The sequence below is a fragment of the Terrabacter sp. 05T424 genome (assembly GCF_056396225.1).
Genome location: NZ_JBFTLB010000004.1, coordinates 197,302 through 213,439 on the forward strand (window position 1 = coordinate 197,302; position 16,138 = coordinate 213,439).

14 protein-coding genes are annotated in these 16,138 nt (G+C 72.0%); 3 read left to right on the plus strand and 11 right to left on the minus strand.

All coding sequences use genetic code 11. From position 1 onward, the window contains the following. Window positions 1–81 precede the first annotated feature (81 nt). Entirely contained in the window at window positions 82–1,839 is a 1,758-nt protein-coding gene (locus AC1DE0_RS11450; protein WP_478100484.1) for a GMC oxidoreductase, read from the minus strand. 106 nt (window positions 1,840–1,945) lie between these two features. Between AC1DE0_RS11450 and AC1DE0_RS11455 the strand changes: the two genes are divergently transcribed. Further along, window positions 1,946–4,066 carry a bifunctional lysylphosphatidylglycerol flippase/synthetase MprF gene (locus AC1DE0_RS11455; RefSeq protein WP_478100486.1) on the plus strand — a complete coding sequence of 707 codons (2,121 nt, stop codon included), beginning with the start codon at window positions 1,946–1,948 and terminating at the stop codon, window positions 4,064–4,066. Window positions 4,067–4,096: 30 nt separating this feature from the next. On the opposite strand, the gene AC1DE0_RS11460 is transcribed toward AC1DE0_RS11455, so the two are convergent. From AC1DE0_RS11460 to AC1DE0_RS11475, 4 genes are all read right to left on the minus strand, one after another. After that, window positions 4,097–5,218, minus strand: coding sequence for a GuaB3 family IMP dehydrogenase-related protein (locus AC1DE0_RS11460; protein ID WP_478100488.1), 1,122 nt, complete (start codon window positions 5,216–5,218; stop codon window positions 4,097–4,099). Window positions 5,219–5,443: 225 nt separating this feature from the next. Continuing rightward, window positions 5,444–6,958 carry an IMP dehydrogenase gene (guaB, locus tag AC1DE0_RS11465; protein ID WP_478100490.1) on the minus strand — a complete coding sequence of 505 codons (1,515 nt, stop codon included), beginning with the start codon at window positions 6,956–6,958 and terminating at the stop codon, window positions 5,444–5,446. 183 nt (window positions 6,959–7,141) lie between these two features. Beyond that, a complete protein-coding gene (locus AC1DE0_RS11470; RefSeq protein WP_478100492.1) occupies window positions 7,142–8,188 on the minus strand; it encodes a hypothetical protein in 1,047 nt (348 codons plus the stop codon). Further along, entirely contained in the window at window positions 8,185–8,751 is a 567-nt protein-coding gene (locus AC1DE0_RS11475; protein ID WP_478100494.1) for a sigma-70 family RNA polymerase sigma factor, read from the minus strand. Before AC1DE0_RS11475 ends, AC1DE0_RS11470 begins: the two co-directional genes overlap by 4 nt. A gap of 371 nt (window positions 8,752–9,122) precedes the next feature. Here AC1DE0_RS11475 and AC1DE0_RS11480 point away from each other — a divergent pair, with 371 nt between their 5' ends. Then, window positions 9,123–9,410 (plus strand): WhiB family transcriptional regulator, encoded by a 288-nt coding sequence (locus tag AC1DE0_RS11480; RefSeq protein WP_478100496.1) that lies wholly within the window; start codon window positions 9,123–9,125, stop codon window positions 9,408–9,410. A 170-nt stretch (window positions 9,411–9,580) separates the two neighbouring features. Here AC1DE0_RS11480 and groL read toward each other — a convergent pair whose 3' ends face one another. Next, on the minus strand, window positions 9,581–11,194 hold the full coding sequence (groL, locus tag AC1DE0_RS11485; protein ID WP_478100498.1) for a chaperonin GroEL: 1,614 nt from the start codon (window positions 11,192–11,194) through the stop codon (window positions 9,581–9,583). Window positions 11,195–11,341: 147 nt separating this feature from the next. Further along, window positions 11,342–11,638, minus strand: a complete 297-nt coding sequence (gene groES / locus AC1DE0_RS11490; protein WP_442293058.1) for a co-chaperone GroES — start codon at window positions 11,636–11,638, stop codon at window positions 11,342–11,344. A gap of 224 nt (window positions 11,639–11,862) precedes the next feature. On the opposite strand from groES, the gene AC1DE0_RS11495 reads away from it, so the two are divergent. Further along, entirely contained in the window at window positions 11,863–13,104 is a 1,242-nt protein-coding gene (locus tag AC1DE0_RS11495; RefSeq protein ID WP_478100501.1) for a class I SAM-dependent methyltransferase, read from the plus strand. Window positions 13,105–13,373: 269 nt separating this feature from the next. On the opposite strand, the gene AC1DE0_RS11500 is transcribed toward AC1DE0_RS11495, so the two are convergent. Genes AC1DE0_RS11500 through AC1DE0_RS11515 form a run of 4 tightly spaced genes read right to left on the minus strand, consistent with a single transcriptional unit; the run spans window position 13,374 to window position 16,085 of the window. Beyond that, entirely contained in the window at window positions 13,374–13,877 is a 504-nt protein-coding gene (locus tag AC1DE0_RS11500; protein ID WP_478100503.1) for an SRPBCC family protein, read from the minus strand. Next, the gene (locus AC1DE0_RS11505) at window positions 13,874–14,203 is read right to left on the minus strand and encodes an ArsR/SmtB family transcription factor (RefSeq protein WP_478100505.1); all 330 of its coding nucleotides are present in this window, start codon (window positions 14,201–14,203) and stop codon (window positions 13,874–13,876) included. The genes AC1DE0_RS11500 and AC1DE0_RS11505 overlap by 4 nt, the downstream gene beginning before the upstream one ends. 59 nt (window positions 14,204–14,262) lie before the next feature. Beyond that, a complete protein-coding gene (locus tag AC1DE0_RS11510) occupies window positions 14,263–15,087 on the minus strand; it encodes a ribokinase (RefSeq protein WP_478100507.1) in 825 nt (274 codons plus the stop codon). Then, window positions 15,087–16,085 carry a nucleoside hydrolase gene (locus tag AC1DE0_RS11515; protein ID WP_478100509.1) on the minus strand — a complete coding sequence of 333 codons (999 nt, stop codon included), beginning with the start codon at window positions 16,083–16,085 and terminating at the stop codon, window positions 15,087–15,089. The genes AC1DE0_RS11510 and AC1DE0_RS11515 overlap by 1 nt, the downstream gene beginning before the upstream one ends. Window positions 16,086–16,138: the final 53 nt, after the last annotated feature.

Here is a 16,138-nt window from a genome sequence, read left to right on the forward strand (position 1 = left end):
AAGAAGGCAATCCGCCCGCATCCCGTTCATCGAGAAAGCAATCCGCCCGCATCCCGTTCATCGAGAAAGCAATCCGCCCGCTTACGTTCGTCTGCGATGACCGCACGGATCGCTTTCTCGATGGGAAGTGGGGAGGCTCGACTGCGACCCAGGGCGCCGAGTCACGTGGGTTGGAAGACGGGGGTCGAGGCGGACGTATGCCTCCCCCTGCGCCGGCCGCGGGTCGGCCTCGCCGGCGACCGGCCAGAGCGAGAAGGCGCGCTCGGCCTGGGCCGTGATCGTGAGGCTCGGGTTCACGCCGAGGTTGGCCGAGACCGCGGACCCGTCGACGACGTGGATGCCCGGATAGCCCCAGAGCCGGTGGTACGGGTCGATGACACCGGTGTCGGGAGAGTCGGAGATGACCGCACCGCCGAGGAAGTGCGCCGTCATCGGGATGTCGAACACCTCGCCGATCGACGACCCGGGCCAGGCACGCTCGCCCGTCGAACGCTCGAGGCGCTGCGCCATCGCCCGCACCGCACGGTTGCCCTCGGGGATGTACGTGGGGTTGGGCTCCCCGTGGCCCTGGGTCGAGGTCAGGCGCCAGCCGAAGAGTCCGCGCCGGCGGCTGACCGTGATCGAGTTGTCGCTCGTCTGCATGACGAGCGCGATGACGGTGCGCTCGCTCCACCGCCGTGACGACAGCGACCGGAGGAAGACGTACGGGTGCCGGGCCGCCCCGCCGGCGAAGCGCAGCCAGCGCGGCACCCGGCCGCCGCCGTCGACCTGCATGACCGCGAGTGCGCCCATGAGGTTGGAGCCCTTGCCGTAGCGGACGTTCTCGACGTGCGTCGTGTCGGACACGTGGAAGCTCGAGGTGATCGCGACGCCGCGAGTCAGGTCGACGCCCTCGGGCACCCGCGAGGTCATCGCCCCGCCGAGCGCCTCGGAGTTGGTGCGCGTCAGCTCGCCGAGGTGGTCGGAGACCTTCGGCAACCCGTCGGCGTCGCCCTTCATCGCCTGGAGCAGCTGCGCCGTTCCCCAGGCACCGGCCGCCACGACGACGTGGCCGGCGGTGACGGTGCGCTCGCCCGCCCGACGCCGACCCCACGCTCCGGTGCGTTCGGTCGTGACGGCATACCCGTGCTCGGCGGACGCGGGGTCGAGCGGGCGCACGCGCGTGACCGTGCGCAGCGCCTCGATGGTGACACCCCGCCGCTCGGCGAGCGCCAGATAGTTCTTGACCAGGGTGTTCTTGGCGCCGACGCGGCAGCCGACCATGCAGTTGCCGCACTCGGTGCACCCGGTGCGGTCAGGACCCCCACCGCCGAAGTACGGGTCGGGTACCCGCTTGCCGGGCTCGCCGAAGAACACGCCGACCGGCGTCTTGCTGAAGGTGTCGCCGACGCCGAGGTCGGACGCGGCGTCGCGCATCAGCTGCTCGACGGGGCCCTCGCAGGGGTTGACCGTGACGCCGAGCATCCGCTGGGCCGTCGCGTAGTGCGGGGCGAGCTCGGTCTGCCAGTCGGTGATGTGGCCCCACTGCCGGTCGCGGAAGAACGGGGCAGGCGGCACGTAGAGCGTGTTGGCGTAGTTCAGCGAGCCGCCGCCGACCCCGGCGCCGGCGAGCACCAGGCAGTCGGGCAGCCGATGAATGCGCTGCACGCCGAGCAGGCCCAGTCGCGGCGCCCAGAGGTAGCGGCGCACGTCCCAGCTCGAGCGGGCGAAGTCGGCGTCCTCGAAGCGGCGGCCCGCCTCGTAGACGTGGACGCGGTAGCCCTTCTCGGCAAGTCGCAGCGCTGCCACGGACCCGCCGAATCCGGACCCGATGACGACGACGTCGTGGTCGAGCTCCATGTCCTCAACCCTAGAGCGCCCCAGCAGCCCAAGGCTACCGAGAGTAATGACGGTCACCTGTGCCGGACTCCTGACGCGGCGGCCGGTCGAGGAGGAGCATGGGGCCATGATCCGTCCCGGGACGGTGATGCGACGCCTGCCACTCACGAGCGCCCTCTTCGCCGCCATCCTCGCCCTGTCGGTCGCCACTCGAACCCTCTGGGACCCACTGCTCGACCGTCCGCTCCGCACGAGCGTCACCTACGGCCTGCCCGCCTTCGAGTCCGGCGACTGGTGGACCGTGCTGACCGGGGCCTTCTTCGCGCCGAGGCCCTTCCAGTACGTGCCGATCCTCGTGGGCCTCGCGGTCTTCGGCGGGTTCGCCGAGTGGCGTCTCGGCCCGATGAGGTATGCCGTCGCGCTGGCCACGTGCCACCTCGTCGGTGTGCTGGGGGCCGCGGGTCTGCTGGGGCTGACCCGCGACCACGGCTACCTCTGGAGCACCACGCTCGCCCACGTGCGTGACGCAGGCCCGTCCGCGGCCTTCCTCGGGGCGGCGGCCGCGGCGTCGGTGACGGTCGCGCCGCCCTGGCGCGGTCGCCTGCGCACGCTGCTCACGGCATACGTGGTGCTCTTCGTGATCCACCTCGGAGGGCTCGCCGACCTCGAGCACGTGCTCGCGGTGGGCTGGGGCCTGTTGCTCGGCCCCCTGCTCGTCGGTCGGGCTCCGGCGCTGCACTCGAGGCAGCTGACCCGCCGTGACTTCCGGCTGCTCGCCTCCGGCTTCTTCGTCGTGGCCGGCGTCGAGGGCCTCATCCAGCCATTCACGACGGCTGACGGGCCGCTCGTCGCGACCCTGTCCGCGGCCGCCCGCGCCGAGGCCCTCGCGGAGCGCAGCCTCATCGTCGGCGGCATCCAGGCCGTCCTGTGGCTGGCCCTCGCCCGGTCGCTCTACAAGGGGAGGCGGCGCGCCTGGCGCTGGGCCGTCGGCCTGCTCGTGTTCGTCATCGGCATCCAGCTGGCCAACCTCGGCTACGTCCTCGCCACGGGTGAGCAGGGCCTGCTCGTCGCCTTCTGGGACCTCGCCGGCAACGCCCTCGGTCTCGGCGTGCTCCTCGTCGGACGGCACGCGTTCCGCAACCCCTCGCGGCGGCGGGCGCGGCGCACGACCGGGAGCCTCGTGGCGCCCGCCGACGACGGGCAGCGCGAGCAGGCGGTGGCCGCGCTGCGCGAGCAGGGCACCGGCAACCGGCTCGCCTGGATGACGACGTGGCCCGAGAACCGCTGGTTCACGGACGGCAGCGGGTCGGGCTACATCGCCTACCGCGTGCACGCCGGGGTCGTCATCGGCCTCTGCGACCCGGTCGGCGCGTCGAAGCGCGACCGGGCCGCGCTGCTCGGCGCGTTCTCCGACACCGTGCACGCGCAGGGCCTCGTCCCGTGCCTGTTCACCGTCACCTCCGAGGTCTCCGAGCACGCGCGCGACCGCGGCTGGCACTGCGTGCAGGTGGCAGAGGAGGCCTGGATCGAGCTGTCCGACCTCGACTTCGTCGGCAAGTCCTGGCAGGACGTGCGGACCGCGCTCAACCAGGCGGCCAAGCTCGGCGTCGGGTTCCGGCTCGGGCCGCTCGTGCAGATGCCGCGCGGGGTTCAGATGCAGGTCAAGGCCATCTCGTCGGAGTGGGTCGAGGACAAGGGCCTGCCCGAGATGGGCTTCACCCTCGGCGGCGTCGACGAGGCGCTCGACCCCGAGGTGCGGGTCGGGCTCGCGGTCGACGACGACGGCACGGTGCACGGCGTGACGTCGTGGATGCCCGTGCACGAGCAGGGCGGCGGCGACCCCACCGGCTGGACCCTCGACGTCATGCGCCGGCTGCCCGGCGGGTTCCGCTACTCGATGGAGTTCCTCATCGCCTCGGCGTGCCTGGCGTTCAAGGAGGAGGGGTGCGCCGTCGTGTCACTCTCGGGCGCGCCGCTCGCCCGCACCGTGGCGCAGGCCGGCGACGAGGGACTCGACCGCGGCACCATCGACACCTTCCTCGACCGGCTCGGCGCGACGCTCGAGCCCTACTACGGGTTCCGGTCGCTGCACGCGTTCAAGGCGAAGTTCAAGCCGCGTCACGAGGCGCTGCACCTCGTCTTCCCCGACGAGGCCGCGCTGCCGCGGATCGGGCTCGCCCTCACCCGCGCCTACCTGCCCGAGGCGGGTGTGCGCGACCTCGTGGCTCTGGCCCGCACGGGCCACTGAGACCCGCGCGGGTGCCCCGAAGGGCAGGAGTCAGTTGCCGAGGTACGGCGAGACGACGACCTCGACGCGCTGGAACTCCTTGACGTCGGAGTAACCAGTGGTGGCCATCGCGCGCTTGAGGGCGCCGATGACGTTGGTCGTGCCGTCGGCGTGACGGCCCGGGCCGAAGAGGATCTCCTCGATCGAGGCCTGGCTGCCCAGGGCGATGCGCTCGCCGCGCGGCAGCTGCGCGTGGTGCGCCTCGGGGCCCCAGTGGTAGCCGCCGCCGGGTGCGTCGGTGCCGCGCGCGAGCGCCGCGCCGAGCATGACGGCGTCGGCGCCGCATGCGATGGCCTTGACGATGTCGCCCGACGTGCCGACACCACCGTCGGCGATGACGTGGACGTAGCGGCCACCCGACTCGTCGAGGTAGTCACGGCGCGCGGCAGCGACGTCGGCGACCGCTGAGGCCATCGGCGCGTGGATGCCGAGGGCCGTACGCGTCGTGTGGGCCGCGCCGCCGCCGAAGCCGACGAGCACGCCGGCCGCGCCGGTGCGCATCAGGTGCAGGGCGGCCGTGTAGGAGGCGGCCCCACCGACGATGACCGGCACGTCGAGCTCGTAGATGAAGCGCTTGAGGTTGAGGGGCTCGGCTCGGCCGCTCACGTGCTCAGCCGAGACGGTGGTGCCGCGGATGACGAAGAGGTCGACGCCGGCGTCGACGACGGTCTTCCAGTGCTGCTGGGTGCGCTGCGGCGACAGGGCGCCCGCGACCGTGACGCCGGCGTCACGCAGCTGGCGCAGCCGCTCGGCGATGAGCTCGGGCTTGATCGGCTCGGCGTACATCTGCTGCATGCGGGCCGTGGCCGCGCCGGGCTCGATCTCGGCGATCTCGCGCAGCATCGGCGTCGGGTCGTCGTAGCGGGTCCACAGCCCCTCGAGGTCGAGCACCGGCAGCGCGCCGAGCTTGCCCAGCGCGATGGCGCTCTCGGGCGAGACGACGGAGTCCATGGGCGCCGCCATGACCGGGATGTCGAAGTGGTAGGCGTCGATCTGCCACGAGACCGAGACCTCCTCCGGGTCGCGCGTGCGCCGTGAGGGCACGACGGCGATGTCGTCGAAGGAGTAGGCGCGCCGTCCGCGCTTGCCTCGGCCAATCTCGATCTCGGTCACCGGCCGATCCTACCGACCGGGCTTCCCGAGGACGTATGCCGTCCCGCGGGCCCAGGCGGACGGCATACGTCCTCGGGTGGGCTGGCGCCACCACCTCGTCGAGTGCCCACTTTCCGACGTCGACCCGCGTCGGCAACTGAGCACTCGACCCGACCTTCCGGTCGAGTGCCCACTTTCCGACGCCGAGCCGCGTCGGGAACTGAGCACTCGAGGTGACGGGTGGGCTCAGCCGGCGTAGTTGGGGGCCTCGACCATGCCCTGGATGTCGTGCGGGTGGCTCTCCTTGAGCGAGGCCGACGTGATGCGCACGAACTGGCCCTTCTCCTGCAGCTCGGGCACGGTGCGGGCGCCGACGTAGAACATCGACTGGCGCAGGCCGCCGAGCATCTGGTGGGCGACGGCCGAGAGCGGACCGCGGTAGGCGACGCGGCCCTCGATGCCCTCGGGCACGATCTTGTCGTCGGACTCGACCTCGGCCTGGAAGTAGCGGTCCTTGGAGTAGGACTTCTTGCCGCGGCTGCTCATCGCGCCGAGCGACCCCATGCCGCGGTAGCTCTTGAACTGCTTGCCGTTGACGAAGATCAGCTCACCCGGGCTCTCCTCGCAGCCGGCGAGCAGCGAGCCGACCATGACCGAGTCGGCCCCGGCGACGATGGCCTTGGCGATGTCGCCGGAGTACTGGAGGCCACCGTCGGCGATGACCGGCACACCAGCCGGCTTGCAGGCCTGGGCCGCAGCGTGGACGGCCGTGATCTGCGGCGCACCAACGCCGGTGACGATGCGCGTCGTGCAGATCGAGCCCGGGCCGACGCCGACCTTGACGGCGTCGGCGCCCGCGTCGACGAACGCCTGGGCGCCGGCGGTCGTCGCGACGTTGCCGCCGATGACCTGGACGTGGCGGGTGGCGGGGTCCTTCTTGAGCCGCTCGACCATCTCGATGAGCAGACGCACGTGACCGTGGGCGGTGTCGGCGACGAGCACGTCGACGCCGGCCTCGATGAGGGTCGTCGCCCGCTCCCACGAGTCACCGAAGTAGCCGATGGCCGCGCCGACCATGAGTCGGCCGTCGGCGTCGTTGCTGGCGTTGGGGAACTGCTCGCTCTTGACGAAGTCCTTGACCGTGATCAGGCCGGTCAGGTGGCCCTCGCCGTCGACGAGCGGCAGCCGCTCGCGCTTGTGCTGGCGCAGCAGCGCCGTCGCCTCGTCGCGGCTGATGCCGACGTGGCCGGTGATGAGCGGCATCGGCGTCATGACGTCGCGCACGAGAGTCGTGGCCCACTCGGCGACCGGCGTGAAGCGCAGGTCGCGGTTGGTGACCATGCCGATGAGCCGCTTGTCGTCGCCGATCACCGGCAGACCCGAGACCCGGTACTCGCCGCAGATCGTGTCGAGCTCTTCGAGGGTGCGGTCGGGGCCGATGGTGATCGGGTTGGAGATCATGCCCGTCTGGGTGCGCTTGACGAGGTCGACCTGGTAGGCCTGGTCCTGGATCGACAGGTTGCGGTGCAGCACACCGAGACCACCCTGGCGGGCCATGGCGATCGCCATGCGGGCCTCGGTGACGGTGTCCATCGCCGCCGAGATGAGCGGCGACTTGATCGACAGCTCGCGGGTGAGGCGTGTCGAGGTGTCGATGTCGTTCGGGGCGAGGTCGCTGTAGCCCGGCAGCAGCAGGACGTCGTCGTAGGTCAGTCCCATCGTGGCGAAAGCAGCGGGCACGTCAGACGATCCGAGACTCATTCGCCGATTCTACGGGCTCGCGGAGCCCCGTCCGAACGCGCGTCAGGGGGTGGGCGCGACGGGCTGGACAGGCGCGCCGGACGTGGGTGCGGACGCCGTTGCGGCGGATGCTGCCGAGGCGGCCGTGGCGTTCACGGAGGCACCGGCCGCCTGTGCTGCGGCAGCGGCTGCTGCAGCAGCCGCCTAGGCCGCGGCGACGGCGGACTTCGCCGCCCCGGGAGGGTTGGTCGCCTGTGGAGCCGAGGGCCGCTGCGAGTGCGCGGCCCCGGGCGACACGGACGGTCCGACACCGGGCACGACGGCATGGCGGTTGGTCTTCTGCGGGCTGGTCCCTGGCCCCACCAGCGAGTGCTGGGCCGACGGGTCGGCCACCCGCGCGCTGCTCGTGGGTGGCGCCGCGACGACGGTGCCCGAGGGGCCAGCGGTGGACAGGTCGGTGGCCGGCTCGATGACCCAGATCTGGTCACTGCCCGTCTGGCCCGTCGCGCCGGCCCAGCCCTGGCCGTCGGCCCCCTGCCCGTTGCCGTTCTGGCCGTTGCCCGCGGCGGGCCCAGTGGCGGGACGAGCCTTGCCCGGCTTCGCCGGTTTCGCCGGCTCGGTCTTGGACGGCTTGGCCTTGCCCGGCGCGGGGTCGGCGACCGTGGCGTCTCCGCCCGGAACGGCGCCCGGGTCGGCGCCAGGATCGGCGGCCGCGCCGGTCCCCGGGGCAGCGCCCGGACCGGCTCCGGAGTCGGCGCCCGTGCCGCGACCGGCGGCGAAGGCCTTGGCCTGCGCTGCGGCTGCTGCTGCGGGGAGCAGCACGAACGTGCCGTTCGCGCCGCGTGCCAGCACGAGGCCACGGGCGGCCGTCGTGCCGTCGGTGGCCGGGAGCCCGAGGCGCGAGAGGAGCACGCTCGGGGCGCCGCTGCGGGCGCTCTGCTCCATGCGCTGCTCGATGCGGGCACGGTTGGCCTGCGCCGAGCCCTCGTCGGGGAGGGTGACCGCTGCAGCGACGCCGGCGCCGCTGGCCGCCACGGCCAGCGCGGCGAAGGCCCCCAGGTAGCGGTGTTTGTTGGCGATGCGACGGCGGCCGGTGCGGGCGGGCAGCGGGTTGTCAGCGTGCGCCGCCAGCGCGACGAGCAGGCCGGCCACGGGGTCGCCGCCGGCCTCACGACGACCGCCGATGCGGTCGAGGAGCAGGTCGTCGGCGAGGAGGTCGCTCGGACCGCCGGGGAGCGAGAAGTCGTTCACGCGACGACACCCGCCTCGGCGTCGGCGATCATTCCGCGCAGCTTGCCGAGGGCACGGTGCTGGGCGACGCGGACCGCGCCGGGCGACATGCCGAGCGCCGCGGCCGTCTCTTCGGTGGACATGCCGACGGCGACGCGCAGGGTCAGGATCTCGCGCTGCTGGGGAGGAAGCTGGCGCATGAGGGTCATCGCGGTGGCGGCGTCGTCGCGCATGATCGCGACCGACTCTGGCGAAGGACCGTCGGCCGGGCCGTCGGGGATGTCGGCGACAGGCGCCGGACCCCGCATCGCCGCGCGCTGGGCGTCGGCGAGCTTGCGCGAGGTGATCGTGTAGACGAACGCCTCGAAGGGCAGGCCGCGCTCCTCGTAGGTCGGCAGAGCCGTCACCACGGCCATGCACACCTCCTGCGCGACGTCCTGGGCAATGTCCTCCGCGCCGAAGCGCCCGAGGCGGACGCGGGCATACCGCAGGGCCATGTCCCTGACGCGGGCGAGCAGCAGGTCGCGCGCGTGGGGGTCGCGCGCGGAGTCAGCCGCCAGCTCACGAAGCGATGGAGCGTCCATCCGCTCCATCGCAGAAACGCCGCCCGTCGTTACGGGGGCGCGCGTCGACCATCGGTGACCCATGTGAGTCGTCGTCCCCCCGAACTTCGTCTTGTAGTCCCAGCGCCACGTCGCGCTGCTCGTCGGCGTCGGCCCGGAGCGGCCCAATGCTAGCCGGACGGGACGCCGCCGGACGAGACGGGGATGGTCCCCAGCACGCCTTCGACGAGCATGCCATCCGAATGGGAATTCTTGAACAAGTCCTTAAGATTCCAACCTTTATCCCTGATCACGTGCCCGGTTAGCGTCGATTTCGCGGTCCGCGCCCCCCACATGCCTCGAGCGGACCGGTTCGACCGGCGGACACCCCGCCCGACCTGAGAGACGAGTTCATGGCCGAGATCACCCGCCTGCCCGGACCAGTTGCCGACCTCTGGGACTGGCAGCTGGACGGCGCCTGCCGCGGCGCCAGCCCCGAGGTCTTCTTCCACCCCGAAGGAGAGCGCGGCCCGCGTCGCCGCAACCGCGACGCCCAGGCCAAGGCCGTCTGCGCAGCCTGCCCCGTGGTGGCCGCCTGCCGCTCGCACGCCCTCGAGGTCCGCGAGCCCTATGGCGTGTGGGGTGGGCTCACCGAGTCCGAGCGCGAGGTCCTCTACGACGGCATCCAGGAAGCCTCCTGAGCGCGGCCTGACCGGCCCCGGGCCCCGACGGGCCCAGTGACGACACGAGGGCCGCTCCCGGTGGGGAGCGGCCCTCGTCGCGCGTCAGACGTCTGCGTCAGAGGCGTGCGCCAGACGCAGCCGGCCTGCGGCGGGCCTGACGACGTATGCCGTCGGGCCCGGTCCGCTGGTCAGTGACCGTGGCCGTGCCCGTGGCCGCCGGCCTCGGGCTCGTTCTCCGGCTTGTCGACGATGAGCGTGTCGGTCGTGAGGATCATCGACGCGATGGACTCGGCGTTGCGCAGCGCGGAGCGCGTGACCTTGACCGGGTCGATGACGCCGGCCGCGATGAGGTCGCCGTACTCGCCGGTGGCCGCGTTGAGGCCCTGGCCGAGGGGCAGCTCCGCCACCTTGGAGGTGACGACGTAGCCCTGCAGGCCGGCGTTCTCCGCGATCCAGCGCAGCGGCTCGGCGACGGCCTTGCGCACGATAGACGCGCCCGTGGCCTCGTCACCGGTCAGCTCGAGGGCGTCGATGGCGGAGGCGGCGTGGATGAGGGCGGTGCCGCCACCGGCGACGATGCCCTCCTCGATCGCAGCACGCGTCGCGGAGATCGCGTCCTCGATGCGGTGCTTCTTCTCCTTGAGCTCGACCTCGGTGTGCGCGCCGACCTTGATGACGCAGACGCCACCGGCGAGCTTGGCGAGACGCTCCTGGAGCTTCTCCTTGTCCCAGTCGGAGTCGGTGCGCTCGATCTCGGCCTTGAGCTGGTGCACGCGACCGGCGACCTCGGACTCGTCGCCGTTGCCGTCGATGATCGTCGTGTTGTCCTTGGTGAGGACGACGCGGCGGGCCTGGCCGAGGACCGTGAGGTCGGCCTGGTCGAGCTTGAGGCCGACCTCCTCGGCGATGACCTGGCCACCGGTGAGGATCGCGATGTCCTGCAGCATCGCCTTGCGGCGGTCGCCGAAGCCGGGAGCCTTGACGGCGGCGACGTTGAAGGTGCCGCGGATCTTGTTGACGACGAGCGTCGAGAGGGCCTCGCCGTCGACGTCCTCAGCGATGATGAGCAGCGGCTTGCCGGACTGCACGACCTTCTCGAGGACGGGGAGAACCTCGGCGACCGAGGAGATCTTGCCCTGGTTGATGAGCACGTAGGCGTCCTCGAGGACGGTCTCCATGCGCTCGGTGTCGGTGACGAAGTAGGCCGAGAGGTAGCCCTTGTCGAACTGCATGCCCTCGGTGAACTCGAGCTCGGTCGCCGTCGTCGAGGACTCCTCGACGGTGATGACGCCGTCCTTGCCGACCTTGTCGAACGCCTCGCCGATGAGGCCACCGAGGGTGGCGTCCTGGGCGGACAGCGTGGCGACGGAGGCGATCTCGTCCTTGCCCTCGACCTCGCGGGCGTTCTCGAGGAGGCGGTCGTTGACCGCGGTGACGGCCTTGTCCATGCCGCGCTTGAGCGCGGCCGGGGCGGCACCGGCGGCGACGTTGCGCAGGCCCTCCTTGACCATGGCCTGGGCGAGCACGGTCGCGGTCGTCGTGCCGTCACCGGCGACGTCGTTCGTCTTGGTCGCGACCTCCTTGGCGAGCTGGGCGCCGAGGTTCTCGTAGGCGTCCTCGAGCTCGATCTCGCGGGCGATGGTCACACCGTCGTTCGTGATCGTGGGGGCGCCCCACTTCTTGTCGATGACGACGTTGCGGCCCTTCGGGCCGAGCGTCACCTTGACGGCGTTGGCGAGCGCGTTGACGCCGCGCTCGAGCGACTTGCGGGCGGAGTCGTCGAACTCCAGCTGCTTGGCCATGATCTTCCTTTGGCTCGGGTTGCATTGCGGTTCTTGGGGATTCGGGGCTGCTGCCAGCACGCCCGGTCAAACGAGGGGCCGAAAGAGACGCACCCCGGGGAGACCCCGACGGGGCTCACCGGGGTGCGTTCACGGCATACGGCTGGGTCAGCCGACGATCGCGAGGACGTCGCGCGCGGAGAGGATGAGGTACTCCTCGCCGCCGTACTTGACCTCGGTGCCGCCGTACTTGCTGTAGATGACCTTGTCGCCGACCTTGACGTCGAGCGGGACGCGCTCGGTGCCGTTGTCGTTGAAGCGGCCGGGGCCGACAGCGAGGACCTCGCCCTCCTGCGGCTTCTCCTTGGCAGTGTCCGGGATGACGAGGCCGGACGCGGTGGTCTGCTCGGCCTCGAGGGACTTGACGACGATGCGGTCTTCGAGCGGCGTGATGGAAACCGACACGGTGGTGACCTTCCCTTCGGGACAGTCGAAAACTGGATTGCGGACTGTGGGCTCTCGAGGACGGACGCCGTCGCGGGGGTCGACCTCCCTCGAGGAGGACGCTGGCACTTCCGGGTGGAGAGTGCCAACAGGAAGAAATCTAGGTTTCGGTTAGCACTCGGTCAAGTCGAGTGCCAGAATCCGTCGCGATTCGTGCTGGTCGCCCGCGCTGGCAGGATGTGCCCATGGACGCCGCCATGGTCGACCGCCTCGCTGCGGGTGAGGGCTGGGCGCTGCTCCAGTCGCTGCCGCCGTACGACGAGACGGCCTCGCTGCACCTTCAGGACCGCCTCCGCGAGGCCGGTTTCGCGGCCGACCTCGTGGCCGCGGCCATGACCCAGTCGCGGCTGCGGTCGCGCGGCACCGAGAAGTTCGGCGACTTCGCCGCCGGCATGCTCTTCACCGCCGACGGGCTCGAGCAGGCGACCCGCCTCGCCATCGCGGCGCGGCACGCCCACCGGTATGCCGTCGCCGGGGTGCGCGAGGTGCACGACCTCGGGTGCGGGCTGGGTGCCGACGCGATGGCCTTCGCCGGCCTCGACCTCGCGGTGCACGCCGTCGACGCCGACGACACCACCGCACGCGTCGCCGCGGTCAACCTGCGGCACTGGCCGTCCGCCCGGGTGACCCACGGGCTCGCCGAGGACGTACGCCTGCCGCCGGCTGACGACCGCGTTGACGTCGGCCTGTGGCTCGACCCGGCCCGCCGCGTGCGCGGGGTTGCCGACGTCAGCGGCCGCACCAAGCGCGTCTTCTCCCTCGACGCCATCTCGCCGTCGTGGTCGCAGGTGCTCGCCTTCGCCGAGCAGGTCCCGGCGACCGGGGCGAAGCTCTCGCCCGCCTTCCCGCACGGGTCGGTGCCCCGAGGGGCCGAGGCGCAGTGGACTTCCTGGCAGGGCGAGGTGCTCGAGTGCGCGGTGTGGTGGGGCCCCCTCGTCGCATCGACCGGACGCACCGCCGCCGTCTGCACCGCGTCGTCGACCGCTGTCGTGACCGAGCGCGACGCCGCCGAAGGGGTCGATCACCCGGTCCTGCGGTCGGTCACCGAGATGGGCGACTGGCTCTATGAGCCCGACCGTGCCGTGATCCGTGCCGGCCTGACCGGCGCCCTGGTGTCTGCCGTCGACGGCGTCGAGCTGGCGTCCGGTGTCGGCTACGTGACGAGCGGGGTGTCGCGCGACCTGCCGTGGGCCCGCCGGTTCCGAGTCGTCGAGGCGATGCCGCTGTCTACGAAACGGCTCGCGCGCTGGCTGCGCGACGCCGGACACGACCGCGTCACCATCAAGAAGCGAGGCGTCACCCTCGACGCCGACGTGCTGCGCCGGCAGCTGAAGATGACGGGCCGGGGCAAGGGCGGGTCCGAGGCGACCCTGGTGCTGACTCGCGTCGGCGGCAGCCAGGTCGCCGTCGTCGTCACCCCCGCCTGACCCGCACTCCCCCATCGAGTGCCCACTTCCCGACGAGCCCACCATCGAGTGCCCACTTCCCGACACCCCGCCCACCATCGAGTGCCCACTTCCCGACGAGCCCACCATCGAGTGCCCACTTCCCGACACCCCGCCCACCATCGAGTGCCCACTTCCCGACGCGTCGGACGTCGGGAATTGAGCACTCGACTGGGGGGGTCGGGAACTGAGCACTCGACTGGGGCGTCGGAAAATGAGCACTCGACCATGAGGGCGCGCTGAGCGCGACGTCAGTCGGTGCCGGAGCCCGACCCGGCGGCATACAGCTCGTGCAGCGCCGACCACGTGGCGCCCCAGTCGGGGGCATCGATGCCGTCGAGGTGCGCCGCCAGCGAGCGGACGTAGGTGTCCCAGCCCGCGGCATACCCGGGAGCCTGGGCCTGCGCCAGCCGCTCGTGGCGGAGCGTGAGCCGCGCCCCGACGCCGTCGGCCGAGATGCCGACCGTCACCAGGCTCGGGACGTCCTTGACCGGCCACTCCCAGACGAGGCGCTGCGGTGCGCTGCACTCGACGACCCGGCAGGCAGGGGTGTCGGCGTCGTCGAAGTGGATCGTGAACTCGCCGCCCTCGCGGAGGTCGCCGGTCACCGGGGCGAACCACCTGGCGAGCCGGTCCGGGTCGGTGCAGGCATCCCACACGTCGGCTGCCGTCGTCGCGTAGTGGCGGTCGAAGACCACGGCCACCGCCTCGCCCTCGCGCTCGATGCGGCCCAGCACCTGGGTCAGCTCGCTCATACGTGTTCCTCTCGTCGCGCCCGCGTGCCGCGGGCGATCTCGGTGTCGAGGGCATCGAGACGCTGCCCCCAGAACGAGCGGATCTCGCGGCACCACTGCTCGACCTCGTCGAGCGCCTCCGGCACCAGCCGATAGACACGCCGCTGGGCGACGGCCTCCGCCTCGACCACGCCCGCGTCGCGGAGCACTCGGAGGTGCCGCGAGATGCCGGGCCGGGCAACGTCGAAGAGCGCCGCGACCTCGCCGGCCGTCAGCTCCTCGCGCGCGAGGTGCTCGACGATCGTGCGCCGCGTCGGGTCGCTCAGCGCCTCCCAGGTCCTGCTCACCCCGTTAGCGTAACTGTTGAGTTACGTAACTGACAAGGTACGGTTTGGGCCGGGTCGGTTCACAGCGCGGCGTCGGGTTGGGCCCCGGCCCAGCGGACCGCGTCGGCTCCGGCACGGTTGGCTGCCTCCAGCGCCGTCGTGTTGTCCGCCCCGGCGGCAAGGGCCGCGGCCAAGGCACCGCAGAACGCGTCGCCGGCACCGACCGTGTCGGCGACGTCGCCCGACGCCACCGGTATGCCGTCGACCTGGTCGGTGCCCCAGCGGGCTCCCGCAGCGCCGAAGGTGACGAGCAGCGAGCCGGGCACCAGGTCCGAGTCGGCCAGCTGGCGCATCTCGGACTCGTTGACGACCACCGGGTCGCAGATCGCCACCGCGTCGGCGAGCACCGGGGCGTACGGCGCCATGTTGAGCACCACCCGGGCACCCACCCGATGGGCCTTGAGCGCCGTCCGCGCGACGTCGACGAGTGGCACCTCGAGAGAGCAGAGCAACACGTCACCCGGGCCGAGCCCGACAGACTTCATCGACTCCTCCCGCACCAACCCGTTGGCACCGGGAACGACGATGATCGTGTTCTCCCCCGCGTCGTCGACCGCGATGTACGCGGTGCCGGTGGGCGCCTCAGGGTCCCGCGTCACGGCCGTCTCGACGCCGGCAGCGTGCAGCCGGGCCAGGTAGGCGTCGCCGGCCTCGTCGGCACCGACCGCGCCGACCATGACCACGTCCGCACCAGCGCGGCGGGCCGCCATGGCCTGGTTGCCGCCCTTGCCGCCGGCGAAGCGGCCGCCCGCCTCACCCAGGAGGGTCTCGCCGGGTAGCGGGTGCCGCTCGACCCGGGTCACGATGTCGACGTTGAGCGAGCCCAGGACCACCACGCGGCCCATCAGCGCTCCCCCGCCCTGTCACCCACGCGGCCGAGGAGGGTGTCCCTCCACAAGCGCGCATAGCGTGGACCGTCAACGCCGAGCGCCACGTCGACCCGCACCGGTGCCTCGCCGTGCGGGTCGTGGGTGATCGCGCCGCTCCAGTCGCGGCGGTCGACGATGGTGCGGCCACGCGACCAGGTGCCGGCGAGCTCGACCCGGATGGGCAGCACCTGCGTGCGCAACGCGTCCCGGTCAATGAGGGCGCAGACGGCCCCGGCGTCGCCGATGGTCGCGCTGCCGTCGATCCGCTCGCGCTGGAAGTCCATGAGGCGCCCGCCCAGCTCGGCCGGGCCGCGGCCCCCGACGGCGACGAGCTCGGCCGCCATCTCGCGCGAGACGACCGGCTCGTAGAACACGTCGAGGCCGTACATGGTGACGTCGATGCCGAGGTCGGCCGCGGCATCCAGCGTGACGGCCGCGGCCTCGGGGTCGTGGAAGACGTTGAACTCCGCTGAGGCCGTGGCGTTTCCGACGTTGGCGGCGCCACCCATGAAGACGATCTCGGAGATGCCGGCGGCAACCTCCGGGTAGGTGCGCAGCAGCAGTGCGATGTTGGTCAGGGGCGCCAGGGGCACGAGGGTGACCGGGCGGCCATCGGTGGCGGCCTGACGGCATACGTCCCTGAGCAGCTCGACCGCGTGGCGGCCGTCGGCCTCGAGTGACGACGCCGGCCACCCGAGGTCACCCATCCCGTCCTGCCCGTGCACGTGGTGCGCGTGCAGGGCCGGCTCGAGCAGCGGCCGCTCGGCCCCGCGGGCGACCGGGACGTCAGAGCGGCCCGCGACCTCGAGCACCTTGAGCGTGTTGCGCACGACGTCGTCGACGGGGGCGTTGCCACCGACGCACGAGACGGCCCGGAGGTCGAGGGCAGGGTGGAGCGCCGCCAGCAGTAGGGCGCACGCGTCGTCGACGCCGGTGTCGACGTCGAGCACGACGGGAGTGGGTTGGGTGGTCACAGCGGCAACGTATCGGGTGCCACGCTCGGCCGTCTCCGTGCCGCCACGAGACG

What these genes read in the sequence shown, in the direction of transcription:
- AC1DE0_RS11450 (WP_478100484.1), bottom strand. Translation starts at nt 1,839, where the DNA reads ATGGAGCTCGACCACGACGTCGTCGTCATCGGGTCCGGATTCGGCGGG.
- AC1DE0_RS11455 (WP_478100486.1), top strand. Translation starts at nt 1,946, where the DNA reads ATGATCCGTCCCGGGACGGTGATGCGACGCCTGCCACTCACGAGCGCC.
- guaB (WP_478100490.1), bottom strand. Translation starts at nt 6,958, where the DNA reads ATGAGTCTCGGATCGTCTGACGTGCCCGCTGCTTTCGCCACGATGGGA.
- AC1DE0_RS11475 (WP_478100494.1), bottom strand. Translation starts at nt 8,751, where the DNA reads ATGGACGCTCCATCGCTTCGTGAGCTGGCGGCTGACTCCGCGCGCGAC.
- AC1DE0_RS11480 (WP_478100496.1), top strand. Translation starts at nt 9,123, where the DNA reads ATGGCCGAGATCACCCGCCTGCCCGGACCAGTTGCCGACCTCTGGGAC.
- groL (WP_478100498.1), bottom strand. Translation starts at nt 11,194, where the DNA reads ATGGCCAAGCAGCTGGAGTTCGACGACTCCGCCCGCAAGTCGCTCGAG.
- AC1DE0_RS11495 (WP_478100501.1), top strand. Translation starts at nt 11,863, where the DNA reads ATGGACGCCGCCATGGTCGACCGCCTCGCTGCGGGTGAGGGCTGGGCG.
- AC1DE0_RS11500 (WP_478100503.1), bottom strand. Translation starts at nt 13,877, where the DNA reads ATGAGCGAGCTGACCCAGGTGCTGGGCCGCATCGAGCGCGAGGGCGAG.
- AC1DE0_RS11510 (WP_478100507.1), bottom strand. Translation starts at nt 15,087, where the DNA reads ATGGGCCGCGTGGTGGTCCTGGGCTCGCTCAACGTCGACATCGTGACC.